The sequence below is a fragment of the Gracilibacillus halotolerans genome, assembly GCF_014206945.1.
GTDB lineage: Bacteria > Bacillota > Bacilli > Bacillales > Amphibacillaceae > Gracilibacillus > Gracilibacillus halotolerans.
The window spans coordinates 307,332-331,304 of sequence record NZ_JACHON010000002.1 but is presented as its reverse complement, the minus strand read 5'-3'; the positions used below and the strand labels follow the sequence as shown (position 1 = coordinate 331,304).

Below are 23,973 nucleotides of genomic sequence, written 5' to 3'. Positions count from 1 at the left end.
AGGCAACGTCATCGAAAAATTATTGCATGCCTCCACCAAATTGTTGCATTAAATAAGAGGCTTGTTGGTTCGCTTGAGCCATCGCTTTTTCCATGGCTGTAAATTGACGCCAGTACCGGTCTTCAATTTGCTTCAATCGTGATTCAAAACGCTCAATTTGTTTATCAAGGTCATTCATATTACGACCGATCGTGTATTGTGTCGCGTTCCATGATGTTCGACCAGCACGCTCATAAATTCGATCCTTCACACCTGAAATTGTATCCTCTAAACGACGAACAATTCCTTTTTCGCCATAACTGTTTCCATCACCTCGGAAAAGGTTCTCTACAGCAGCTGGATCTTCTTCAATCGCTTCACGTAGTTTTGTTTCATTTATTTCTAGCTTACCACCAGCCATGTAATCCTTCGTTGTAGTAATTCCAATTGTGGCAAGCTGGTTAAACACCCCTGAAGCTTCGTTATTAACTGGAGAATAGAAGTCACGACGCATACCGGAAAGTGCGTCCTGTAAAATGGAATCTCTTCGCAGCATCCCACTCTTCGCTTTTTCTTCCCAGTCTTCTTGTTGCTTGTCAGATAATTGTTCTCTTTGTTCATCAGTAAGTGGTCCATAATCACGATAATACGTTTCATTCACTTTACTATTTAAGGAATCAATTAACGTATTGTACGTTTCAACAAAATCTTTAATTTTTTCAAACACATCATCCGTGTTATTAGATACTGATAACCGAACAGGAGGCACTTCCTGTAATGGCGGTTCACCATCTACTGCTTCTTCATTTGCAGTTGTGAACGTCTGTTTTAATTGGAACGTTACTCCATCAATTTGGAAACTATTAGATGGTCGTTCTGTTTCTAGTCCGTTTATTGTAAACTTTGCATTTTTACCATCCACTTCTGTACTATTACTAAATCCAAGACTGTGATTGAGGAAAGCACCATCGATTATAATTTCATTTTCATCGCCATCATCATTAAAGTTTCCTGTCTCAGTACGATTAATGGATATTTTATCACTGAACTCATCATACATCATTGAAATACCCAGATTAGCGCTATTAACTTCAGCTACCATTGCATTTAAAGATTTATCTCCTGAAATGAAGAAGTTTCTCTCTACTTTACCATCCGAAGTATGAGCACCCATTTTGAAAGAGGTGAAATTCTGCTTGTACTCTAAAGAAACTTCAGTATCTTCAGCTAATTCCTCTGTAAAATTGATTCTGCCAGTTGCAACATCAATTGTGCCTAAACCATCAGAAAGTTGATACACAGTACCTTCACCCGAAGCAGGAACAATCTGATAGTTTTTTTCTTCCTCTCCCACTGTTAATTTTAAACTAAAATCTTCTATAGCAATAGACCCTGCTGATAGTTGAAGTGATTTTGTTCCACTACCTAAATTTCTGGTTACTTCAAATTTATCCGCTACATAGTCTACTGTGACACGTGCACCCTTTTTAAGTACTCCCTCTTTAAAGTTCAGGTTTCCATCAACGTCAATAAATACTTCGTTTGCAGCTAAATTATCACCTGTTTCAGCTATATTGAACGTTTTTCCATTGACTTGAACATGAAGCTTATTTTCATAACCCCCACTAACTGCTTTATTAAATTCAACTTGATTAGTATCTGAATCAAGAACAAAGCTTTCTTTCTTAATTGCACCTTGATTCCAAACCATTTCATCTCCTGGAGCCTGCGCTAATTTGCTAGATTCTTGGAATAAAGCTTTATTCTTATCAATCTTATTGCTATCATCTACAGATATTCCACTTGCATTTACTCGATAAGCAGCTTCTGCTAATTGCGAAACTTTTGAAATTTGAAAAGAAGTTAAGTTCGCTGCACTACTCGCCGTTGCCGAAACAAATTCATCATTACTAGATGACACTTCTCTCGAACGAAACGTTGACCCTAATCGCATATTAAAAAGTGTATTTTCAAAATCTAGTAATAGCGTGTTTACTCCTCTATATGCCTCTTGCGTCCATTCGAGCGTTTGCTTTTTTGATTCCAATTTTTGTAGTGGTATTCTCTCTACATTCATTAAGTCTTTAACCATTGTATCGATATCCATACCACTTGCAAATCCGGCTATTCTCATGTGTTTCCACACCCTTTTATGACATTCTTATTAACTATATCGGTATGGAAATGCATTTCTTTAGCTTTTTGAATATATTTATTTTTCTCGTTGATACAGTTCTTCACGGATTACTCTAAGTTGGTTCACTTCTTCGGATGTTAAATCCCCATCACCATAGCGCACACGATTATACCAATCTCTTAACTCATCAGACGAAGCTTCTTGAATATTCAAAAGTTCTCGAACCGTTAAAGATGAACGCCATTTCCCTCTCTGCTTCACGTCTCCAATTGTGGAACGGATTAAATAGCGAACCTGCTCAGCTGGCTGCATGGTGTCCCATTTTGGCTTTTGCCTAGTCAACCTTTGCCAACGCTGTTTCATTGCGTTGCCACGCTCGTTACGCCACTTCTTCCAATCAAACACGCTTTCTTTTTCATCATTATATTCGGATTCCGTCTCTACCAGTGTATTTCTTGTAAAAATAGTCCTCACTGTATTCCATATCCATTGAAAAACACGTTTAACAAAGTCACGTACTTTTTTAATAAAGATGGATAACGCCAATAACACAAGAATCACAGCGACAATTATTCCAAAAATAATCGCTAACATATCTAAAAAAGCTGCAAAAGCGGAAGGCTCTAAATCCTCTTCGATTGGCAGCTCCATTGCTGTTAGATCAGCCGGTGGTGGGGGTGTTTGTGACGACTCTTCACCACCTAACAGTTCCATTAACCGAGCTAAAGATTGAATAATACTACGGAAAAAATGATAAATCGCTGATTGAACAATAGAAAAATTCGTCAATAAGAAAACGATAAAAATTGTGCCGATCAAAAACGCATAGTTTAGCCGTTTTATTGGAGAGGATACAGTTTTCTTCTCATTACCAGAGCTTGCCTCACTATCTAGATGTCTACGATTCGTAATCAGCATCGTAATGACAATATATACAAATCCCGCATAACCAACCCAGTTTGTATAATCCGACAATCGCTCCATATAGAGAAAAATTAGATAGGTTACGAAATAAACAGAAACTCCCACACCCCATAAAATGTTGACAGGCATGATATCTTCCCATTCATTTTCCGCATGTTGAATACCTCGAAAGGCTACGACAACACCTAGCAATAGAAGAATGACTTTACCGACAATCCCACCAATTAAAAGTAGACTTGCTAAAACGACAATCCCCATAAGAACGAATGCTAACAAACGTCTCGCATCGACCATTTTTCGAACAACATACGCAATTACAAACAAACAAAAAAGTATCCCTAACAAATAGACAGATGATTGCTGTCCTATCGTATAGATTCCTATCATTAATAAAATCGGGAAAAATAAGAGGCCTTCTACAACACCTCTTCCAAGGGTCCAAGCAAATTCTTTTATGTTAGCTTGCATGTTGTTCGCCTCTCTTCTCCTCAGATGCTAGGATTACTGTTTCTACGTCATTTCCTTGTTCTTGTAGTCTAGTAATTTGTTGCGCCACCTTCTCTGTCATTTGATACGTAAAAATCAGAATATCTGTATCTTCACGTCCCATCTCTATATCTTCCTCTAGGAAAGCACGAAAGTTACGGCTACGATCCATTTTCACTTTTGCAATAGCGTCTAATATAAACTCTTTTTGACCATCACTAGCAGATGGTTCTACTCGTACAGAAGGTTTAATACGATCTGTTGAATTCACGAATGGCTCCACATAATAGCCATTACAACCAAACCCAGTAGCAATCCCTTGATCAATTGTATAAGTCGCTAACGTTGCTGCATACGTCAAAGCTTTTTCCATCGTCTCTAATTCCGTCATTGGCATACGAATATCTTCATCAACATCAAAATTAACATAAATCATTAAGTGATGATCTGCTGTAAAATCTTTTTTATTCACTTGTAGTGATTGAGTTCTAGCTGTTGCTTTCCAATTTACTGTATGTAATGGATCTCCTTGCTCATACTCACGCACTCCAGCATGCAAAAATGGATCTTCCATAATCCAACGCCTAACCGTTATATCGCCTAACCAACTATGAGATGGCAATGGAATTTCATCCAAATTCGTTATTTTAGGATAAACCGTAACAGCTGTCTCAGCATTAAAACTATCAAATTCTTCTGAGTATCCTAATACGTCCCCAACTGTAACTGCAACCGTTGTTAACGGATAATACCCTCGTTTGCCTCCGACGAGCTGGTGGCGTCGCGTAATTTTTTGATAAGGAAAAAAGCTAAACAACGTTCGGTGAAAAACCTCTCCTTCCTCTCGTTCTTCTTCTTTTTGCGGGACTAAATGGGGACTCATTTTCGTCTCCAGTCGAAGCCACGGTATTGGGAGTAGCTTATAGTTCGCAATTTCATCCACCATTTCAATCGCTTCTCCTTCAAAAACGGTCTTTTGCGTGAAGTCACGTTGATAGGTTATACGGCGGAGACCCCATTTACTATAAATAATTCCTTGCGCAACAATGACAATAAGTAAGGCAACAATCAGCCAAGCTATGTTCATCGACGAATCAAATCCTTTTCATTCTCTGTTGGAACAGGAACCTTTGCTAAAATTTCATCAATAATCGATAAGCCATCTTTATTGTTCAACCCTATTCGTTGTTTTGTTACTAATCGATGACCTAAAACTGGTTCCGCTAAATCTTTAATATCATCTGGTGTTACAAATGTACGACCTTGTAGTAACGCATACACTTGAACCGCTCGCAAAAGTGCTTGACTTCCACGTGGACTAACACCTAAGGCAATGTTATCATGATTTCTAGTTGCTTCAATCACATCCATTAAGTACGATAAAACATCCTCGCTCACTTCTACATCACTATAAATTTTTTGCATTTCAACTATTTCTTCTACCGTAACAACAGATGTTAATTGCTCTAATGGATTCGCCTGTTTAAATCGTTGTAAAATGGCAATTCCCTCTTCCTTTGTTGGATATCCCATTTTCACTTTTAGTAGGAAACGATCAAGCTGCGCTTCCGGCAATGGAAATGTACCTTGACTTTCGACTGGATTTTGTGTGGCTATAACTAAAAAAGGTTCTTGAAGGTCATGTGTTTCACCGTCAATCGTTACTTGTCGCTCCTCCATACTCTCTAATAAACTGGATTGTGTTCGTGGTGTCGCGCGGTTAATTTCGTCAGCAAGCAAAATATTTGTAAACACAGGCCCTTCACGGAAGACAAACTCACTTTTTTGTTGGTTATAAAAATGAATTCCCGTTATATCGGAAGGTAATAAATCTGGGGTAAATTGAATTCGTTTAAACGTACCATCAATCGATTTAGCCATTGTCTTTGCCAAAACCGTCTTCCCTGTTCCTGGTACATCCTCTAAAAGAACATGTCCGTTCGCTATCAATGCAACGAGTAACAAATCAAGTGTTTTGTCTTGACCCACCACAACCTGTTGCACGTTTTCTTTTATCTTTCTCGTTCTATCCCTTATTTCTGTTAATTCCATATATACGCCTCCTAATAATATGTTTCCGCTTTCATTTCTTGCGGTATTAGTATAGTAAATTTTCAGAAAAGTAGAACATCTTCTTTTCTCCTAATTTATATAGTTTTATTGTAACAAGTTTGATAGTCTAAGGATAGCGATTACATACTAATTGATATGTTTTATCAAGTGAACTATTTAATTTTTAAAGTGAAATACGAAGACAGGGGTTGGGTTAGTATGAAAAGGGTTGTAGTACTTGGTGGCGGTTACGGTGGCATGAATGCGCTGCATGAATTACTACATCATGATTTACCTACAGATGTAGAAATTACTGTCATTGATCGAAATCCATATCATTCTTTAAAAACAGAATTCTATGCGATTGCAGCCGGAACAAAATCAGATAAAGAAGTGAGGATAGACTTTCCAACTGATGATCGTGTCTCCTATGAATATGGTGAGGTTATCGAAATTAATACCGAGGAAGAGCTTATTCGCTTCAAAGGAAGAGATACGACGATTTCTTATGACTATTTAATTATCGGCCTTGGTTGTGAGGATAATTATCATGGTGTACAAGGAGCATTGGAGTATACCGAAAGTGTTCAAACGATTCAACGTGCCCGCTTAACGAGTCATAAAGTAAACAATTTACCAGCCTACAGTAAAGTAGCCGTTGTGGGTGCTGGATTAAGTGGAATCGAGGTTGCTTCTGAAATACGAGAAAGTCGACCTGATTTAAATATATGTTTATTAGATCGTGGAGCATCTGTTTTATCAGCGTTCGACGAAAAAATTCGTGCTTATGTAGAGGATTGGTTCGAAAAGCACGATGTAACGATTCTTCACCATTCCAATGTAGAACTAGTTGCTGAAGGGATTTTTTACAATAATGGGGAGGGTATTGAAAGTGACGTCATCATTTGGACGGCAGGTGTTCGACCTCATTATTTGGTTCGGAGCTTACCATTTGAAAAGGATCGTCATGATAAAATAATTGTGAACAGTTATTATCAAGTTCCAAAAGCCCCGAATGTCTATGTGGTTGGTGACTGTGTCTCCTCACCTCATTCACCAAGTGCGCAGCTTGCAGGTCAACAAGGAGAACAAGTTGGTCAAGTATTAGGTGATTTATTAAATGGAAAAGTTCCGAGTCAACCAAAAGATATTAAACTAAAAGGCCAATTGGGATCCCTCGGACGAACAGATGGTTTTGGTAGCATGTATCAGAAGCCAGTAACGGGCTTGCTACCGAGATTAGCTAAGTCTGGGGTGCTGTGGTTGAATAAGCGTCACTAAGTCAGATGACTTACATAGGAATCAAAAATCTCTGCAAAAGTCTTTGGATAAAGGCTAATGCAGAGTTTTTTATAATTTAGTTTTGCTAAGTCGTGCAACAATCGTATATCCTAATTGGACTATAAGATACGATGATAAAACTGTTAGAACTGTACTTAATAATATTTCCCGAAAAATATATGAAGCTCCTAGCTCCCAAATCTCCGAGTAAGACCAAGAAATAACAATCGTTATAATTTCAGTTAAACTGATAGCTATGAAAATTCTCAATGCATTACGATTAATCGAAAGCCGAGGTAGAATTTGATAAATAAAACTACTAATTACTGCTCCTATGATTAGGATGCTCCATGTAATAATTGGAGCCAATTCCTGATTGATCAAACTGATAATAAGAGCTCCAAAGGAACCTATCACAGGTCCAACGATGAAGTTGGCTTTCACTGCGATAGCCGAAAGTAAAACCATTGCGAGAATGAAGCTAGGTAAAAAAGGTATTTCATAGTAGATGTCTGTATTAAATAAAACAACTTCAACGATAGCTCCTATGACTATTAGTACAAGAGGCAAAAGAAATTTTCTACTGTTCTCAGAAACCTTAAAAACATATAAGATTGTTCTCTTAGTTGCTAGTAGTATAAGACCAACTATAGTTGCCACTATAATCGTTCCGTATTGTAAAAGAGCCAACCACGGAGCAAACACATGAGTAGCCGTCCATAAACTTGTAGCAACTACTACTATACCAAACGCATATTTGTTCCACAGACTACAGAAAACGATGATTGTGAAAATCACTAACTGATAAAGTATTATAATTTCATTAATTTCCAATTTACGCTATCCTTCTCTCTATGGCGACTTTCCTTTATAGGATAGTTATTAAAATTGTTTATGAGTTTAAATGTAATATATTTTTATAATTTTACATCTATACTTTCACCTAGATGTGGTTCGCCTGGTGTTGTAAATCTGTAGATTCAATTAGTTTTTGAATCGCTTCACCTTGTTGTTCTGCATTTCCCATAGCATGTTTTATAACTGAAATGGAGGCTTGCTGCTGAACTTTACCTTGGCTCATTGCGATTGAGAGTAATCCAATATCCATAAGTTATTATACTCCTGTCTTAGAAAGCTCCATTATTATCTACAATATCTTTTGTTTCATATCCAAGTAATATTTCGGATATAATATTATTTTCGGTTGCGAGCACTTCTAAAGCTTTTTCGATCACTATAGCCTCATGAGTCTTTGGTATTACTATGATTCCTTCTGCATCTGCAAAGATCAAATCTCCTGGCCTAACAGTAATATCCTTTATTTTTATTGTTTTGTTAATACTTTCAGTAGTAGCTCTTTTTCGAACATCTTTAGCTACTCTACCTGTAGAAAAGACTGGATAATCCATTTTCGAAACTTCACTCGTATCTCTTGTCTTACCTCCCACTATTGTTGCAACTGCTCCTTGGCGAATAGCGAGATTAGCATTCAGGTTACCGAAATAAGCATAATCTGACACTTCGTTCTCCACTACAATAATATCGTTAGGTACAATGGTTTTATAAGAATTTAAAGCATCGTAGATACCTCTAAAATCCTCACCTTCTTTTAAAGCTCTAAGCTTAAGAGTTTTTGCTCTTCCCATAACTTTCTTTTCATCAATATTAAGTGTAAACCCGCCTATAAACCCATCAATCCCGAGATCATCCATAATATCTGACAACATTGGACTAGATAAAACTCTTGAAAGGTTTCTAAACTTTTCTCGCTCTTTTTCTCTTATTCCTGCCATAATGTACTCTGCTAATTCGAATTCTTCCGGATAATTTACATCAATTGCTTCGATAGGTTCTGCTTCCATTAAGTATGGACTGTTACCAATTCTTTTTTTGTCTTCTAACGCTACATTCTTCCTAGTAATATAAAGGCCCATAGTTTCTATTATAGTATCTTTTAAATCAACACTATTCGGAATATAGTCTTTATCATACTTTGGACCTTTTTCATCCCAAAGATACTGTTTTTCTCTTTTCACTAAAACTACAGAATCGTATTCTGGTTGATTCTTCAAAATATCAATACCTTTTTTTATTGTTTCCTTTTTGATAAAAGGGCTGGTACATAATATTTGAATATAGATATCTGCATCAACCTGTTTTGCTTCATTATGAAATAAAATATGCCCATCCGTCTTATTATCGGCTAGCTTAGGATCTCTTCTTAATTGATTAGAATCTATTTCGGAAGCAGATTCAAAAATTTCTTCTGATTCAGAATCTAAATAAACTTCATCTATAAATTCACATTCAACAAGTTTTTCTAATGTATAGTGGAATAATGGTTTTCCATCTAACAATTTCATATTTTTTGATTCAATTCGACTACTTGTTCCCTTTGCAGGTAAAAAAGCGACCACTTTCATTAGTCACACTCCATTCCTTCTATTTAGCAGTTAATAACCTATTGATTACATCTCTAACGGCACCTTCGCCCCCATTTAGGGAGGATTGATAATCTGCGATTTTCACTAATTCTTCCGAACAATTATTAACAACAAGTTTAAGTCCCACTTTTTCCATAAGAGCATAATCGTTAAGGTCATCACCTACAAAAGCAAACTCCTCATCTTTTAACCCAAGATTTAACTTTATTTGCTCGTATGTCTCTACTTTATTATCAATCCCTTGATATACTTCCTTTATATTTAATTCTTCCGCTCGTTTTTTTACTATTTCCGAGTTTCTACCGGTTATAATAATTGGTGTGATTCCATTCTCAATAAGCATTTTTATTCCGTAACCATCTTTCACATTAAATGCTTTAAATACTTCACCCTTATCACCGATATATATTTTTCCATCTGTCAATGTTCCATCTACGTCCATTATAAAGGCCTTTATTTTCTTTGCTTTTTCCCGCATTTATACTATCCCCGCTCTAATTACTTCATGAATTCGAAGCATTCCAACCACTTTCTTTTGTTTATTTACGACTGGTAGAATACTTATTTGTCTATCTTTACTTTGCATTATTTCTAAAGCCTTTACAGCTTTCTCATTTTCATTTATATAAGTCGGGTTCTTAGTCATTATCTCCGATGCTTCTAATTTCAATATATCTGTATCATTTTTTTGTTCAATTGTTCTACGCAAATCACCATCTGTTACCAAACCGACGAGTTCTCCTGAGTCATTTATTACTGATACTCCGCCTAGCCCTCTAGAACTCATAATCATAATAGTTTCTTTTAAATCAGCACTCGCATTTACTACTGGATTATTTTCACCTTCTGCCATTAATGAACTAACACGCAATAATAATCTCTTTCCTAATGATCCACTTGGATGAAATATTGCAAAGTCTTCTGGTTTAAAATTATTAAGTTTGGATAAAACAACTGCTAAGGCATCTCCGAAAACCAACATTACTGTAGTACTAGTAGTAGGCGCTAGTTGATGAGTGCATGCCTCCTGTTTTATCGGTAAAACTATTTTTAAGTCAGCATTATCTGATAAAGAGGAGCTATCCTTGCATGTAACGCTTATTAATGTGGCGCCTATTTGCTTAATTGAAGGAATTAGTCCAATTACTTCATCTGACTCTCCACTTTTACTAAGTGCTATAACGATGTCGTCATTCGTAATACCACCTAAATCTCCATGGAGTCCTTCTGCAGGATGAACAAAATAGGCTACTGTCCCTAAGCTGGACATTGTTGCTGCAATTTTTCTGCCAATATGACCTGCTTTACCCATTCCTGTAACGATTACTCTACCATTTGATTGATGAATAAGTTCAACTAGACTTTCGAAATTGTCGTCTAGAATTTCTCGTACAGTTTCAAGTGATTCTATTTCCTTATCGAAAACACTCTTGGCTTCTTTTAGTATATTTGTTGAGTGAATACTCATAAAAGCATTCCTTTCTAGTTTGCATTGCCTTTCACGGTATCATCAATTGTTTTTAGCGTAACTAGTATATCTTCAAGTTTATCTAAAGGCACCATATTAGGTCCATCAGAAAGAGCACTATCGGGGTCCGGATGAACTTCCATAAATAAACCATCTATTCCTATAGCGACAGCTGCTCTTGCCAAATATTCCACATATTCACGATTCCCACCTGTAGCATCTCCTTTTCCACCAGGCTTTTGTACACTATGTGTTGCATCAAAGACAATTGGTTGTCCAAATTTTTTCATTTCTATAATACCTGGCATATCCACTACAAGGTTGTTATAACCAAATGATGTACCTCTTTCACATAACATTACTTGATCATTTCCTGAATCTATACATTTCTTTAAAACATTTTCCATATCCCATGGAGCCATAAATTGAGCTTTTTTTATATTTAGAGGTTTTCCCGTCTGTGCCGCAGCTATTAGTAAGTCCGTTTGTCGACATAAAAATGCTGGAATTTGTATAACGTCAGCTACTTCTGCAACTTTTGCAGCTTGTTCAGGGAGATGAATGTCTGTAATGACAGGTAGGTCTAATTCATCTTTAACCTTCTGTAAGATTCTTAAGCCTTCGTCTATACCTGGGCCTCTATATGAATGTATCGATGTTCTGTTTGCCTTATCAAATGACGCTTTAAAGATAAATGGAATTTCTAGATCACTCGTAATTTCCTTAATCGTTGAAGCAACGTTCATAACAAGCTCCTCTGATTCTATAGAGCATGGACCAGCTATTAAGAAGAAGGGTGAATCGTCTTTAATAGTAATATGACCAATATTGATTTGATTCATCGTATGCACCACCATAAAAATTTGTTGTGTCTATTTGATATTTTCCTGTAATTCGTTAAAATGAATTTCCAACTCATCATTTAATTCTGTTATTTGTAGAAGAAAATCCCCAAATGACTTCTCAAATAATTCTTTTTTCTTAGTTTGATCAGATTCAGTTTTAATATCTTTAGATATTTTCACTAACTTTTCTGTTTGTACTCGTATCATTGGTGCAATAAAAGCCAAATAAAAGGCATTTCGTCTAACCTTTTTGAACCTTTTGTCGAAATTGGCAAATTGACGCTCAATTTGTGTGTTTCTACCTGATGTTATAATTTTATTCAAGAAAATATTTAGATCCGTTAACAAGTCCGCTAAGGTATCTTTTGCTAGTGCAAGCTTCTCGACTTCTTGAATTACTAATTGCACATCATAACTTGGGCTACCCTCAAACCATTTATCCATTACTAAATTAGTTGATTTTAAATGATTTTTTATTACTTTTTCCAATGTTATAAATGGTGCTCCCTTTATTGCTGCGCCGTTTTTAGTGGTATTATATACCTTTATACCTAGAGGTGTAGTAACCTCAATATAATTTTCGAATTGTTTTCGCATTCGGTCATAATTATCATCCGTATATACCTCTTCACCATGAACACCTTTTATAGGAAATAATTTATCTTCGTCAGCTTTATCTGAGTTATAGTTCTTAATACCCTCAGCATATCTACTTTTATTCTTAAAGGCAAGGTTTTGCCCAACTAAATAGATAGTTTTAAAACCTATGTTGACTAATAACTGGTAAGTAACAAGAGCAATTGAAGATGCATCAGCAACTATTCTTATCTTTTCACCATCTGGTAGTAATCGTGGTGTAATTGTATCTTGACTCGTAACCATGTATAACATAGGTCCAGCATAATCGTACAATGTTTCAAATCCTACGGTACTACCAAATATTAATGGTATATTATCAATTCGTTTATCCTTTATCTTTTGAAGGATTTGAGCATTCTCTTTTTTAGGATCAAATGAAAGCGTCGCATCAGGGTAAATATTCTTATCAATTAATGAGTTAACCGCAGAGCCAACGGAAAAGATATATGCCAAACCATGGTCTTTAATATATCTTAAATTCTCAAATTCTTCATTTAAGCTAGGTCCAGCTGCAACAATAATTGCTGGTTTATCTTGAAATTGAGAATGATCTATATCATGAAGAATATTAGGAGTTTTTATAATAGTTGGAAAATTTTTGATTGCGTTAAGAGTCCACCTTTTTTGATAGGTTAAACCTAGAACTAGGGAACCTTTTTTCTCTTTTAAATTGTTCAATAATATTTCATACAATCCTTGCAATTCTAAACTATAATATCTTTCGTAAAACGGAAGAGTCAATATTTGTATTTTATCCCCGTAATTTTCGTATAACATAGCTGTCCTAATTCGCAAGCTATCTTTTCTAATAATTTGGACATTTATTCCATTGAATAACTTATTAACTTTCACCGTTTCTAACATTTTTACAAGCACTTCAAATTCCGGCTCATAAATAGTGAAACTTAGGTACGGATATTTTTCTTTTAAGTATTTGATATGGTAACCAAGCCCAAAACCAACTAAAAATATATGCTTTGTATCTTGTTTCAATTCAAATTTATTAATAAACCGTTCAGCTTCTACCTCTGGGTCATATTTGCTATGCATGTATTTTACTGTGTTCTCAACAGTTACTTTTAAGGTTGGTGCACCAGCCTTTGAAGGTTCAATAATTACTTGTCCCTCTTCAATACTATTGTTATCAATTTCATATAACAGTTCTCGATCATGTACTCGTAAATAATTTCTATTTTCAATTAACATCTAGTCTGCACCCTTCTGTATCAATCGTCTTTGTAATTAATATCTTGATGGATTTATACAAAGGCAGGATTTCATAATTAATGATATCTGCAATTAGAGTTTCATCTTTATTTTCCATAGCTTCTGCTAGGCTTTGTATGTGCTCTTCAATAGTCCTATATGCTTCTACGTAACCTTCCCAATTACTTGGTCTATTTTTTAGGTGATCTATATTTGCAATCATGTCAGTGAGCCACTTTAATCCCTCTGTAAAGTCACGAAATGTATCCCAATCTCCCTGAGTAGCGTTTTGATAAAATGCTTCTACTAGATTTGTTAATTCTGGAATAGCGTTTGTTAGATACTCCTCAGCTGTAACTAAAGTCTCGTTAATAAACTCTTTCTGAGATCTTGTTATCACCTGAATCATTTCAATTTGATTGACCTTATCCTCTAGATATTCGTCCAAATTGGTGTAAACGGCTTGGCCATCTATCGTAACATGACTTATCATTTTATCTTCATCTTTTAGTTGAAATATATATTTTATTATTTCTTCTGTACTAGAAGGATTAACTTCGACTGCTGTTTCATTATCATTTAGAATTATTTTCAATTCATCTTCCTCCATTTAGGTTTGTTCTATATATTATATCGACAAGATTTGATATTTTTCAATCAATGCCAAAAAAAAGGTTCTGGAAAAATCCAGAACCTTTTTAATATATGCTCAATTATCCTAATAATTGAAGTACAGATTGTGGCTGTTGGTTAGCTTGAGCAAGCATAGATTGAGATGCTTGAGAAAGAATATTTGCACGAGTCATCTCCATCATTTCTTTCGCCATATCTACGTCACGAATACGAGATTCTGCTGCAGATAGGTTTTCAGCTGAGTTGTCTAGGTTTGAAATAGTATGCTCTAAACGATTTTGGTATGCACCAAGGTTAGAACGCTGAGCAGAAACTGTTTCAATCGCATCGTTGATAACTTCAATTGCAGCTGCAGCAGACTCATGACTGCTTACATCCAATGCTGCGTGTGTACCACTATTGTTTGTACCATTTGTTACTCCATTTGTAGCCGCAAATTTTGCGTTTGCAATACCAGAACCACTAATTAATGTAGATACAGAAGAACCTGCTGAGTGATTACCACTTGCCGTTCCTGCAACACCTAAAGCTTCTGCTGTCATGTTCTGGATACTAATTGTCATGCTTTGGCCGTTGTTTGCTCCAACTTGGAATGTAGCTGAAAAAGCAGAAGCTCCTCCACCTGATCCACTTGTCGTAGCATTTAACATATCCTGTGTGTTAAATTGAGTTGTATTTGCAATACGGTTGATTTCTGAAGTTAATTCGTTAATTTCTTTTTGGATTTCGTTACGATCTGTTTCAACGTTTGTATCGTTTGCTGCTTGTGTAGCAAGTTCACGCATTCTTTGTAGGATAGAATGAGTTTCTGATAACGCACCTTCAGCAGTTTGGATCATAGAAATACCGTCTTGAGAGTTACGGCTTGCTTGATCTAAACCTTTGATTTGAGCACGCATTTTTTCAGAAATTGCTAGACCTGCTGCGTCATCTCCAGCACGGTTGATACGAAGTCCTGAAGAAAGCTTCTCCATAGATTTTTGCATTGCGCCTTGGTTTACTCCTAGTTGACGGAAAGTGTTCAACGCAGGAATATTGTTGTTGATAATCATAATTAATTTCCTCCTTGAATAGTTAATTCACATCCATGTGAATTTTTGTAAATAAATTATTAAAAATTATTAACCTAATAATTGAAGTACTGATTGTGGCTGTTGGTTAGCTTGAGCAAGCATAGATTGAGATGCTTGAGAAAGAATATTTGCACGAGTCATCTCCATCATTTCTTTCGCCATATCTACGTCACGAATACGAGATTCTGCTGCAGATAGGTTTTCAGCTGAGTTGTCTAAGTTTGAAATAGTATGCTCTAAACGGTTTTGGTATGCACCAAGGTTAGAACGCTGTGCAGATACTGTTTCAATCGCATCGTTGATTACTTCAATTGCAGCTGCTGCTTTTGTATGATCGCTTACGTCCAATGCGCCAGCTTCAGATGTGTTACTTGTACCATCTGTTACACCACTAGAAACAAACTCAGCTCCAGAAACATCTGTTCCATTAATTAATGCAGTAACAGACGCACCTGCTGAATGAGCGCCACTAGTAGAACCTGCAACACCTAAAGCTTCTGCTGTCATGTTCTGGATACTAATTGTCATGCTTTGGCCGTTGTTTGCTCCAACTTGGAATGTAGCTGAAAAAGCAGAAGCTCCTCCACCTGATCCACTTGTCGTAGCATTTAACATATCCTGTGTGTTAAATTGAGTTGTATTTGCAATACGGTTGATTTCTGAAGTTAATTCGTTAATTTCTTTTTGGATTTCGTTACGATCTGTTTCGACGTTTGTATCGTTTGCTGCTTGTGTAGCAAGTTCACGCATTCTTTGTAGGATAGAATGAGTTTCTGATAACGCACCTTCAGCAGTTTGGATCATAGAAATACCGTCTTGAGAGTTACGGCTTGCTTGATCTAAACCTTTGATTTGAGCACGCATTTTTTCAGAAATTGCTAGTCCTGCTGCGTCATCACCAGCACGGTTGATACGAAGTCCTGAAGAAAGCTTCTCCATAGATTTTTGCATTGCACCTTGGTTTACTCCTAGTTGACGGAAAGTGTTCAACGCAGGAATGTTGTTGTTGATAATCATAATTCATTTCCTCCTTGAATGTTTGTTTTCTCCACATCCTTGTGGTTTTGCTAATTCGTGAACGCGGCCGTCGTTCTTGAATCAGCTTCAAATATTATATCGGCAAGTTTAGATAGAAGTTTAATCTTTTTTAGTATCTTTTTTAAAAAGATTTAGTATTTGATTAGATGCTGTTGCGGCCTCACTGTTTTCCTCTTGAATCGCAATATAAATCTCTGATCGATGAATCTCCACATTTTTTGGTGCATCGATACCAATCTTAACTTGGTCACCGTCAATTTGAATAACTTTAATTTCAATATCATCACCAATATGGATCGACTGATTGATTTTTCTAGTAAGAACTAGCATTACACTTCCTCCTTTGCAATTGAGGAATCTTTAAAAATTAACTCACGTGGTGTATAGTCAGAGTTCGTAATATATTGTTTTGCTAGTCTTTCTTTTATATTAATAATAATCGGTGCTTGTAAGTTAGCAGTACTCTTTGCAATCGAGTCTTTCATCGTTACAATAACTTTTACTTCTAATTCTGCTTCATCGTTATGAAGCTTTAACTGTTCCTTCGTTTTATCATCTAATTTAAATTCATAATCTTTTACAAATAAAAATGGATCAACTACTACAAAAGCTGGGTCGATATTATTTACCGATTGTAATACTTGGAACAGCCCATTTTCCTCTAATGCAAGAAGCGAAAATTTATTTTCCTCTGGAAAACCGGGTAATCCTTGCGAAAAAGAGAGTACATCCTCTTCCTTCACTTCCACTTCACCAAAATATCTTGTTTGTATTCTCATTATTTCACCCTTCTTATAGTTTCATTTCGAATTGGTAACCTTTAAAATAAAGATTCTCAAAGTCGATATTTAATTCATTTTGTTGGCGTAAGTATGTTTCTACAGACCCAGCTTGGTAATGAAATTGATTTCTAGTTTGCTCACTAAGAATAATTGGTTTATTTGCTTTTGCATTAATATGAACTTCTGCTGGCTCATAATGGAATTTTACCGCATCAAGCGATGGAATCCAACCAATATTAAAAGACTTCATAGGACGATGACCATTTTGTTCGGCTATCTTCGGTATAGGATTACCACCATGTTCGATTTTCATCATCATATCCCCCTGATGACGACGCTTTTTTGAACCTTCCATTGCTTTTTGTAATGATTCTGCAGCATTTTTTTCTACAGATTCACGTGTTGGAATGATTCCTACATCTGCCAAAGCCTTTGTTTGGTCAATCGTCAACCGACCTTGTTTGGTCGAAATTTGAAGGTCTGCTTTTGGCTGTTGAATAGATAGTTTAGCTGGACCTGAATCAATCCGTAGTTGCGCATCATTGGTGCGTATTCCAATTAAGGCAGGCTGTGATTGAATACGTATTTGAGGCATTTGCATAATGAATCTCCTCCTATAATAAGAGAAAAGCCTCGCCTTATATAGAAGGCAAGGCTTTTAATTTAACGTAAAAAGTCAAGTAAAGTTGGTTGGATAATTCTCGCTCCGGCACTTAATGCGGCACGATGAACTACCTCTTGCTGAGTAAGGTTCATGATTACTTCTTCAATATCTGCATCTTCGTTTTTGGACATCATGTCTTTTGCAGCGATTTCTTGGTCTAGAATACGATTTTCAATTAATTCTATTCGGTTTTGACGAGCCCCTAGGTCTGCTCTTGCGTTCACATTGTTATCAATATGTGTATCTATTTTATCAATAAATGCTGCAATAGCTTCATCGTCATCACCAGACTCTAGTGTTTTAGCAAAATCTACTAAATCTTTAAATAGGTCAGCGTTAAATACACTGTCTGATGGGGTATTCACATTGATTTTCGTCCCATCCGACACTTCAATCATTACTCGTTCGGTATTTAAAGGATGTAGAAGGTTTCCATCTGCGTCCACTTCATAAGGTGGATCACCGTCACGTCCTGTTGTAGCTGTTCCGTTAAAAATAAATTTATTATTTACCTTCGTATTTGCAATGTCAACAATGTGATCTGCCATTTGGCGAACTTCAGATGCCATATTTCCACGTTGTCCTTCTTCATACGTACCGTTTGCTCCTTGAACAGCAAGTTCACGTAGACGTTCTAGTGTCATTTGCACCTTGTCTAAAGCCGAATCGGTATTATCTAACCAGTTATGAACTTCACCAAGGTTACGAGAATATTGTTCTACGTGAGTTACTTGACTACGATAATTCATACCCTTCATCGCAATAACCGGATCATCAGACGGACGGTTAATTTGTTTCCCCGTTGATAATTGATTCATATACTTTCCTAGGTTCTGATAGTTTCTACTAAGATTGTTAAGCATATTATTGGAAAGCATACTTTGAGTTACTCTCATCTATTTTTACCTCCCTACTAATCCCATATTGTTAATAATTCGATCTAACATCTCATCAATAACTGTCATATTACGCGCCGCAGCATTGTACGCATGCTGGAACTTAATTAAGTTCGTCATTTCCTCATCTAAGGAAACTGAACTAATTGATTGTCTAATCTCATCTACTTGTTGTCGTAGCACATTGGAGTTCCCTTCCATTCTCATTGCCTCTTGAGCACGGACACCCATCTCACCAATCATCGCTTCGTAAAAGCTTTTAATTGTTGTTTTTTGATCAATCGTAGCTGTTGCGGAAGTTAAAAATTGTTCACCACGTTTTGTAAACACATTTGATAGATTCGTAGCGTTCTCTCCGTCTCCTGAAGCGCCGGATAAACTAGCTGCAATTAAATCAACATTGACTTCGATATCAGCAGATAATTTAATTGTATCTGCAGTTACTCCAGCCGGATCGAAGAAGTTACCTCCTCTATCCGTTTGTCCATCTCCATCTGCATCTACTTCCAGTGTATAGCCTTGTTGATGAACTGCATTAAATTCCGTCACAAAGTTATATACTAGGTCATCCAATTGACGAAGCATTTCGTTGAAGTCACCTTGTGCAGTTCCACCGGATGAGTTTAGCGGATCTGCGGCATCGTATGCAAAACCATCACCTAAGTATCCTGCACCTTCAATTAATGCATGGAGCTTTCCGTTTACGTCAAAATTATCTCCATAAATGAACGCTGTTTCACTAGAAGTATCATAAATGTTCGATACTAATTCATTTACATATTGCTCAGTAGTTTTTGTTTGATCTTCGTTTGGCTTAGCAAAAAGTAAGGCACGTAAATTGTTGTCACTATCAAAGTCAGTAAAAATGTGTGTAACAGCATCAGCACTTCCTAATACGACGCCCTCTTCTCCATTCACTAAAACCACTTTATCTTGATTTGCATCCAGGTTGTTTACGTTACTTGAATTCGTTTTTAATGTAATAGTTGCAATTCCCTCGGCAACCGGACTCGGCATACCCTTACTAGCACGATAATCTACTTCAATGTCCATATAAGTAGACAATTCATCAATTAATGTGTCACGACGATCGTACAAATCGTTAGGCACAAGTCCATGTGGCTCAATCTTGCCAATTTGGCTGTTTAAAGAATTAATTTGATCGATTAACGAGTTAACCTTCGTATTTCCGACACCAATTTCATCTCTTAAATTGGCACGTACGTCTTGTAATGTTTTATGCAAGTAATTAAACGAATCTGCCAGAGCTATCGCACGCTCTTTAACAACCGCACGTGTACTTGCGTGCTCTGGGTTTACAGATAAGTCTTGTAACGATTGCCAAAACATGTCCATCGATTTTAACAATCCAACATCTGTAGGCTCATTTAAAATCGTCTCCATTTTTTGAAGCATGTCCGCTCTTGTCTGGTAATAACCAACACTCGTATTCTCTTGTCGATATTGTTTATCTACAAAACTATCACGAACACGTTGAATGGACCCTGCTTCTACCCCACTTCCGACTTGACCAGGAATTTCTGGACGGTTTCTAGAAGCAGGAGGGAATGGTCCTGTTTGACTAAAGTTAACACGTTGTCTTGTATATCCTTCTGTGTTGGCATTTGCTATGTTATGTCCCGTTGTATAAAGTGCTGATTGCTGTGTATGCAACGCACGTTTTGCTACTTCGAGACCATGAAAAGTAGATGTCATGTTATTTCCTCCTAAACACTTCTACGCTTTTGAATCAAAAATTGATTGCTTGTACGTTGATGGTGGTTGCTGCGGTTTATTGCCATAATTCATATTATTCATCGGTCTTGGTGCCATCATATTCAAAGAAAGTTGGACGAATTGCATCGATTGCTCCGTAAGTTGTTTATTCAAATCTTCTTGACTACGCAATTCATGTAAAATATTTGCAAGTTCAAGCGTTACTTTTTCCAGATCATCCTTTTCCGAACCTTCTATATATGTCTCGATCAGTGTTGTCACTGTTATTTCCTCGAAATTTAATCCTTTATCCATTGACCAGCGTTCTAGTTCCTTCATTCTCTTCTGTTCTACTTGAGTGATATTTTTCACTAAGGCTTGTTCTTTTTTCAATAACTCTTGCAAGCTATCAAAATCACCTTCTTTTAAAATATCCGTCTTTTCCTTTGAAACAGCGAGAAGGCGTTTATGCAATTCGACTAATTGATTTAATAAAGTAATAATCGTTTGAACCGTCATTTTGCTGGCTCCTTTTTTTAAAAGTAATGTTACATTCTAAGGTGTGTAGGCGACCATTGTGGGTATCCATTCTCATCGTTACGTCCCTATTTAAAGAAATTTAGGATACCCTTTGCTGTTTGTTGTGCGTTTGCTTTATATTCGCCATTCTCAATTTGTTGTTTAATTTCATTAATATATGCATTGCGCTCATGTTGATTTTGCATCTTAAGAGCTTCTTTTGAGATTTCTAATTTATCTGAAGCTTGTGCAACTTTCGTTTGTTTACCAAAGGTTTTAGGCGGTGTTACGTGTTGATTTTGGTAAGCCTGAATATTTCTTGATGGATTGGTTCCGTTTATCTTCATCCATCACACCTCTTTCACTTTTTTCTCTGTTCATTATATCGGTCAATACGAAAAGATGTTAAGTAAATAATCAATAAATAGTTCTATATACCTTATTATACCCTTGTCTCTTTATTAATCACGAGTAAAGTATGTTCTCGTTTTTGCTGCTTCTTCTCGTTTTCGTTTATCTTCTTCTTGGTGTTTCTCTAATTCTGACTGTAAATTACCAACACATGATGAGCATAGTTTACCTTCTACAATTGGATTACCACAGCGTTCACATGGGTACGAAAGATTTGGAAATTGACTTTGACGAAGTCGCTTTTCTTTCACAAATTGAAGAATTACCTTTTCTTCTACCCCTGTTGCCTCTACTATTTCTGGAATAGTAGCCTGACGATTTTCCCGTTTTCTTAAAAATGTATAAACAATCTCAAACATTTTTTCATATTCCTTTACACAGTCTGGACAAACATCTTTTACTGTTTTTGCATATAATTTTCCACATCTCGTACAATTAGCAAGCTGTGCCAATTAAATTCCTCCTTCTTATCAATCATTCTATTTATCGTAACGCGAATTAACGAATCATTGTTAAACTATAAACAGCAGGACTCCCTGCTTCTTTTAATCGTTTTGCCGCATGATGTATGGTTGTTCCGGTTGTATATATATCATCTACTATTATTATCGGTTTATTTATCGATATTTTTAGCTTAAATGGATTATCTGCTTGAATTCTTTGGATTTTGGACTTTTTCGATTGTTTCTCGTGGCTGTTTTGTTTTCGAGAGAGTGCATGTACGATTGGATTATGAAATTGATCACGAATAATTTGAGCAATCGCTTCTGCTTGATTGAACCCTCTCTCATACATTCTCTCATCTGTTAATGGAATTGGGACGAGTGGGATTTTTGTATTTGGATAAAACTGCGGAAATTTTTCTGAAATATAAGGCTTAAAAAGGTGAACCAACTCATAATCACCTCGATATTTCCAACGATACACAATATCCTTCATTCTATCATTATAAGTAAAAATAGCACGATTGAATGCAAGACTTTTTTCATATTGAGGGTCTCGTTGCCAATTGAGGCAATCGTTACAAATAGATGGTTCCTTGAAAGGTCGACCACACCTTTCACAAATGGGAGCTTGGATCGGTTCTAGCTGTATGCTACATTCTTCGCAAATTTGTGATAGAGGTGACAACATTGAGTTCCACGTATGATGGTAAATGATTTTTTGATGACAAATGAGACAATACATCGTTCTAGCTCCTTTTTATTTTAGTGGGTTGCATTTGATTTTTCGCACGGTTATTCATCGATTGGATATGCTTGATCGCAGCCTTGATTGCTTCTGTTAAACCTTGGTGGATTAATAAGACATCTCCTGTTGGATCTATTGGACTCCTCCCTGCTCGTCCGGCAATTTGAACAATCGCTGCTTCGTCAAACACGTGATGACCTGCATCTAAAATAACAACGTCAACTGAAGGAAACGTGACGCCTCTTTCTAAAATAGTAGTAGTAATAAGGAGTTCATATTTCTTTTGTCGAAATGCCTCCACCTTCTCTTTTCTTTCTTCATCTTCAGCATGCACTGTTTCTAAACTCTCGAATCGATTGATTAACAGCTGTTTTATTAAGGGAAGTTGATGGATTGTTGGTACAAAAATAAGGAGCTGACGTTGAGGGTTTCTTGCTTGTAAAAAGGAGTCTAATGTTTGGGGGAGCTTTTTGTTGTTAATTTTTTTGCGGAGATTCCACTCGAGTTTTGATATAGGAACTGGTAATGGATGACCATGAAATCGAATCGGGACAAATTCTGCAGCAAGTTGTATCTTACTTACTCGTTTCTTTAATTTCTCCCTTGGTGTTGCCGTTAAGTAAATCTTGCTAGAAATTTGTTTACAAGCTCGTTCAGCTAGGGAATGCAAGGAAGGATCTTGATGGTATGGAAAAGCATCTATTTCATCAATAATCATTACATCGAAAGCATGCTTGTAGCGAATCAACTGGTGTGTTGTGGATAAAATGAGCTGTCCTTCTCCAGTTTTTTGAGACGAGTTTGCGTATAGTGCTTCGATTTTTGTGTGAGGAAAGGCAGTTTGAAAACGAGGCATTAATTCTCGGACAACATCGGAGCGTGGAGTTGCGAGGCAAATTCTTTTTCCTTGTTGTAAAGCATACGTGATACCTGGAAAGAGCATCTCTGTTTTTCCTGCTCCACAAACTGCCCAGACTAACTGCTCCTTGTGTTTCTGTATAGCACGTTGGATTGCAGTTGCGGCTTTTGATTGAGCAGGAGTTAATGTCCCTTCCCATGCACATGGATTTGTTTCGTGTGGCCAATTGGCTTGAGGACCTGTCCATTCATATAACATGGTACATTCCATAGCTCGTCCGGTTTGAATGCAGTTTCTACAATAAAAATGGGTTTTCTGGCACCGATAACAGGGTATTTTTCCAAAGAGATGGTGTTTTTTATTACCACAGCGATTGCAGATTAGCTGGAAAAAGGTCTTTGTAATAGAGGGTGTCCGGATAAGATCGTTGGAATCAAGGAGATGTTGAATTTCGTCTTTTTCAAAAGGGAGTTCTTCTTTGAGCAATATCTTTCCTGTTAACTGTTTGGGGAAATCCATTGTAGCGCCTCCTATCTCTATAAAGATTTTTAGTTGGAGTGTTTAGTGGAATTTTTAAGGTTAATTGGAATTGAATTTGTTTTTAATTAGGAAGTTATCTGATATTGAGATGTGTGAATCGAATGTTAAGTGGCGTTATCCGATATTGAGGATCATGAATCGAATGTTAAGTGGCGTTATCCGATATTGAGGATCATGAATCGAATATTGG

The 23,973-nt window shown here is 36.5% G+C and carries 25 protein-coding genes; 1 reads left to right on the top strand and 24 read right to left on the bottom strand.

What is annotated here, in order from left to right; genetic code table 11:
- Positions 1-19 precede the first annotated feature (19 nt).
- The 4 genes from fliD to GGQ92_RS05365 form a co-directional block, all read right to left on the bottom strand.
- Positions 20-2,113 (bottom strand): flagellar filament capping protein FliD, encoded by a 2,094-nt coding sequence (gene fliD, locus GGQ92_RS05380; RefSeq protein WP_184245374.1) that lies wholly within the window; start codon positions 2,111-2,113, stop codon positions 20-22.
- A gap of 78 nt (positions 2,114-2,191) precedes the next feature.
- Entirely contained in the window at positions 2,192-3,508 is a 1,317-nt protein-coding gene (locus tag GGQ92_RS05375) for a hypothetical protein (RefSeq protein WP_184245371.1), read from the bottom strand.
- Positions 3,498-4,613: a DUF58 domain-containing protein gene (locus tag GGQ92_RS05370; protein WP_184245369.1), complete on the bottom strand. Its 1,116-nt coding sequence runs from the start codon at positions 4,611-4,613 to the stop codon at positions 3,498-3,500. The genes GGQ92_RS05375 and GGQ92_RS05370 overlap by 11 nt, the downstream gene beginning before the upstream one ends.
- Complete coding sequence (locus GGQ92_RS05365) at positions 4,610-5,578, bottom strand: AAA family ATPase (RefSeq protein ID WP_184245367.1); 969 nt, start codon at positions 5,576-5,578, stop codon at positions 4,610-4,612. Before GGQ92_RS05365 ends, GGQ92_RS05370 begins: the two co-directional genes overlap by 4 nt.
- A 219-nt stretch (positions 5,579-5,797) precedes the next feature.
- Here GGQ92_RS05365 and GGQ92_RS05360 point away from each other — a divergent pair, with 219 nt between their 5' ends.
- Positions 5,798-6,859: an NAD(P)/FAD-dependent oxidoreductase gene (locus tag GGQ92_RS05360; RefSeq protein WP_184245366.1), complete on the top strand. Its 1,062-nt coding sequence runs from the start codon at positions 5,798-5,800 to the stop codon at positions 6,857-6,859.
- 69 nt (positions 6,860-6,928) lie between these two features.
- On the opposite strand, the gene GGQ92_RS05355 is transcribed toward GGQ92_RS05360, so the two are convergent.
- From GGQ92_RS05355 to GGQ92_RS05260, 20 genes are all read right to left on the bottom strand, one after another.
- On the bottom strand, positions 6,929-7,693 hold the full coding sequence (locus GGQ92_RS05355) for a hypothetical protein (protein WP_184245364.1): 765 nt from the start codon (positions 7,691-7,693) through the stop codon (positions 6,929-6,931).
- Positions 7,694-7,802: 109 nt separating this feature from the next.
- Entirely contained in the window at positions 7,803-7,967 is a 165-nt protein-coding gene (locus GGQ92_RS05350; RefSeq protein WP_343068765.1) for a YjfB family protein, read from the bottom strand.
- Positions 7,968-7,986: 19 nt separating this feature from the next.
- Positions 7,987-9,282, bottom strand: a complete 1,296-nt coding sequence (locus GGQ92_RS05345; RefSeq protein WP_184245362.1) for an RraA family protein — start codon at positions 9,280-9,282, stop codon at positions 7,987-7,989.
- 19 nt (positions 9,283-9,301) lie between these two features.
- Positions 9,302-9,781, bottom strand: a complete 480-nt coding sequence (locus GGQ92_RS05340; protein ID WP_184245360.1) for a KdsC family phosphatase — start codon at positions 9,779-9,781, stop codon at positions 9,302-9,304.
- The gene (locus GGQ92_RS05335; RefSeq protein WP_184245358.1) at positions 9,782-10,771 is read right to left on the bottom strand and encodes a KpsF/GutQ family sugar-phosphate isomerase; all 990 of its coding nucleotides are present in this window, start codon (positions 10,769-10,771) and stop codon (positions 9,782-9,784) included.
- A gap of 14 nt (positions 10,772-10,785) precedes the next feature.
- On the bottom strand, positions 10,786-11,613 hold the full coding sequence (gene kdsA, locus GGQ92_RS05330) for a 3-deoxy-8-phosphooctulonate synthase (RefSeq protein ID WP_221437238.1): 828 nt from the start codon (positions 11,611-11,613) through the stop codon (positions 10,786-10,788).
- Positions 11,614-11,643: 30 nt separating this feature from the next.
- A complete protein-coding gene (locus tag GGQ92_RS05325; protein ID WP_184245354.1) occupies positions 11,644-13,461 on the bottom strand; it encodes a motility associated factor glycosyltransferase family protein in 1,818 nt (605 codons plus the stop codon).
- Entirely contained in the window at positions 13,451-14,056 is a 606-nt protein-coding gene (locus tag GGQ92_RS05320; RefSeq protein WP_184245352.1) for a DUF8042 domain-containing protein, read from the bottom strand. Before GGQ92_RS05320 ends, GGQ92_RS05325 begins: the two co-directional genes overlap by 11 nt.
- A gap of 118 nt (positions 14,057-14,174) precedes the next feature.
- On the bottom strand, positions 14,175-15,146 hold the full coding sequence (gene hag / locus GGQ92_RS05315; RefSeq protein WP_184245350.1) for a flagellin Hag: 972 nt from the start codon (positions 15,144-15,146) through the stop codon (positions 14,175-14,177).
- A gap of 69 nt (positions 15,147-15,215) precedes the next feature.
- Entirely contained in the window at positions 15,216-16,184 is a 969-nt protein-coding gene (hag, locus tag GGQ92_RS05310; protein ID WP_184245348.1) for a flagellin Hag, read from the bottom strand.
- A 120-nt stretch (positions 16,185-16,304) separates the two neighbouring features.
- Positions 16,305-16,535: a carbon storage regulator CsrA gene (gene csrA / locus GGQ92_RS05305; protein ID WP_184245347.1), complete on the bottom strand. Its 231-nt coding sequence runs from the start codon at positions 16,533-16,535 to the stop codon at positions 16,305-16,307.
- Positions 16,535-16,984, bottom strand: coding sequence for a flagellar assembly protein FliW (gene fliW, locus GGQ92_RS05300; protein WP_184245345.1), 450 nt, complete (start codon positions 16,982-16,984; stop codon positions 16,535-16,537). The genes csrA and fliW overlap by 1 nt, the downstream gene beginning before the upstream one ends.
- Before the next feature lie 13 nt (positions 16,985-16,997).
- Positions 16,998-17,588 (bottom strand): DUF6470 family protein, encoded by a 591-nt coding sequence (locus GGQ92_RS05295; RefSeq protein WP_184245344.1) that lies wholly within the window; start codon positions 17,586-17,588, stop codon positions 16,998-17,000.
- Between the two features lie 62 nt (positions 17,589-17,650).
- On the bottom strand, positions 17,651-18,547 hold the full coding sequence (gene flgL, locus GGQ92_RS05290; protein WP_184245342.1) for a flagellar hook-associated protein FlgL: 897 nt from the start codon (positions 18,545-18,547) through the stop codon (positions 17,651-17,653).
- A gap of 6 nt (positions 18,548-18,553) precedes the next feature.
- Positions 18,554-20,263 carry a flagellar hook-associated protein FlgK gene (flgK, locus tag GGQ92_RS05285; RefSeq protein WP_184245340.1) on the bottom strand — a complete coding sequence of 570 codons (1,710 nt, stop codon included), beginning with the start codon at positions 20,261-20,263 and terminating at the stop codon, positions 18,554-18,556.
- A 21-nt stretch (positions 20,264-20,284) separates the two neighbouring features.
- Complete coding sequence (locus tag GGQ92_RS05280; RefSeq protein ID WP_184245338.1) at positions 20,285-20,782, bottom strand: flagellar protein FlgN; 498 nt, start codon at positions 20,780-20,782, stop codon at positions 20,285-20,287.
- Between the two features lie 86 nt (positions 20,783-20,868).
- A complete protein-coding gene (gene flgM / locus GGQ92_RS05275) occupies positions 20,869-21,129 on the bottom strand; it encodes a flagellar biosynthesis anti-sigma factor FlgM (RefSeq protein ID WP_184245336.1) in 261 nt (86 codons plus the stop codon).
- Between the two features lie 114 nt (positions 21,130-21,243).
- Positions 21,244-21,645 carry a TIGR03826 family flagellar region protein gene (locus GGQ92_RS05270; RefSeq protein WP_184245335.1) on the bottom strand — a complete coding sequence of 134 codons (402 nt, stop codon included), beginning with the start codon at positions 21,643-21,645 and terminating at the stop codon, positions 21,244-21,246.
- Positions 21,646-21,691: 46 nt separating this feature from the next.
- Positions 21,692-22,381 (bottom strand): ComFC family protein, encoded by a 690-nt coding sequence (locus tag GGQ92_RS05265; RefSeq protein ID WP_184245333.1) that lies wholly within the window; start codon positions 22,379-22,381, stop codon positions 21,692-21,694.
- Between the two features lie 4 nt (positions 22,382-22,385).
- Positions 22,386-23,501 (bottom strand): ATP-dependent helicase ComFA, encoded by a 1,116-nt coding sequence (locus GGQ92_RS05260; protein ID WP_343068764.1) that lies wholly within the window; start codon positions 23,499-23,501, stop codon positions 22,386-22,388.
- Positions 23,502-23,973 lie beyond the last annotated feature (472 nt).

Excerpts from the sequence above, each read along its gene's own strand:
- fliD (WP_184245374.1), bottom strand. The coding sequence starts at position 2,113 with ATGAGAATAGCCGGATTTGCAAGTGGTATGGATATCGATACAATGGTT.
- GGQ92_RS05375 (WP_184245371.1), bottom strand. The coding sequence starts at position 3,508 with ATGCAAGCTAACATAAAAGAATTTGCTTGGACCCTTGGAAGAGGTGTT.
- GGQ92_RS05370 (WP_184245369.1), bottom strand. The coding sequence starts at position 4,613 with ATGAACATAGCTTGGCTGATTGTTGCCTTACTTATTGTCATTGTTGCG.
- GGQ92_RS05365 (WP_184245367.1), bottom strand. The coding sequence starts at position 5,578 with ATGGAATTAACAGAAATAAGGGATAGAACGAGAAAGATAAAAGAAAAC.
- GGQ92_RS05360 (WP_184245366.1), top strand. The coding sequence starts at position 5,798 with ATGAAAAGGGTTGTAGTACTTGGTGGCGGTTACGGTGGCATGAATGCG.
- GGQ92_RS05350 (WP_343068765.1), bottom strand. The coding sequence starts at position 7,967 with ATGGATATTGGATTACTCTCAATCGCAATGAGCCAAGGTAAAGTTCAG.
- GGQ92_RS05345 (WP_184245362.1), bottom strand. The coding sequence starts at position 9,282 with ATGAAAGTGGTCGCTTTTTTACCTGCAAAGGGAACAAGTAGTCGAATT.
- GGQ92_RS05340 (WP_184245360.1), bottom strand. The coding sequence starts at position 9,781 with ATGCGGGAAAAAGCAAAGAAAATAAAGGCCTTTATAATGGACGTAGAT.
- GGQ92_RS05335 (WP_184245358.1), bottom strand. The coding sequence starts at position 10,771 with ATGAGTATTCACTCAACAAATATACTAAAAGAAGCCAAGAGTGTTTTC.
- kdsA (WP_221437238.1), bottom strand. The coding sequence starts at position 11,613 with ATGAATCAAATCAATATTGGTCATATTACTATTAAAGACGATTCACCC.
- GGQ92_RS05325 (WP_184245354.1), bottom strand. The coding sequence starts at position 13,461 with ATGTTAATTGAAAATAGAAATTATTTACGAGTACATGATCGAGAACTG.
- hag (WP_184245350.1), bottom strand. The coding sequence starts at position 15,146 with ATGATTATCAACAACAATATTCCTGCGTTGAACACTTTCCGTCAACTA.
- hag (WP_184245348.1), bottom strand. The coding sequence starts at position 16,184 with ATGATTATCAACAACAACATTCCTGCGTTGAACACTTTCCGTCAACTA.
- csrA (WP_184245347.1), bottom strand. The coding sequence starts at position 16,535 with ATGCTAGTTCTTACTAGAAAAATCAATCAGTCGATCCATATTGGTGAT.
- fliW (WP_184245345.1), bottom strand. The coding sequence starts at position 16,984 with ATGAGAATACAAACAAGATATTTTGGTGAAGTGGAAGTGAAGGAAGAG.
- GGQ92_RS05295 (WP_184245344.1), bottom strand. The coding sequence starts at position 17,588 with ATGCAAATGCCTCAAATACGTATTCAATCACAGCCTGCCTTAATTGGA.
- flgL (WP_184245342.1), bottom strand. The coding sequence starts at position 18,547 with ATGAGAGTAACTCAAAGTATGCTTTCCAATAATATGCTTAACAATCTT.
- flgK (WP_184245340.1), bottom strand. The coding sequence starts at position 20,263 with ATGACATCTACTTTTCATGGTCTCGAAGTAGCAAAACGTGCGTTGCAT.
- GGQ92_RS05280 (WP_184245338.1), bottom strand. The coding sequence starts at position 20,782 with ATGACGGTTCAAACGATTATTACTTTATTAAATCAATTAGTCGAATTG.
- flgM (WP_184245336.1), bottom strand. The coding sequence starts at position 21,129 with ATGAAGATAAACGGAACCAATCCATCAAGAAATATTCAGGCTTACCAA.
- GGQ92_RS05265 (WP_184245333.1), bottom strand. The coding sequence starts at position 22,381 with ATGTATTGTCTCATTTGTCATCAAAAAATCATTTACCATCATACGTGG.
- GGQ92_RS05260 (WP_343068764.1), bottom strand. The coding sequence starts at position 23,501 with ATGTTATATGAATGGACAGGTCCTCAAGCCAATTGGCCACACGAAACA.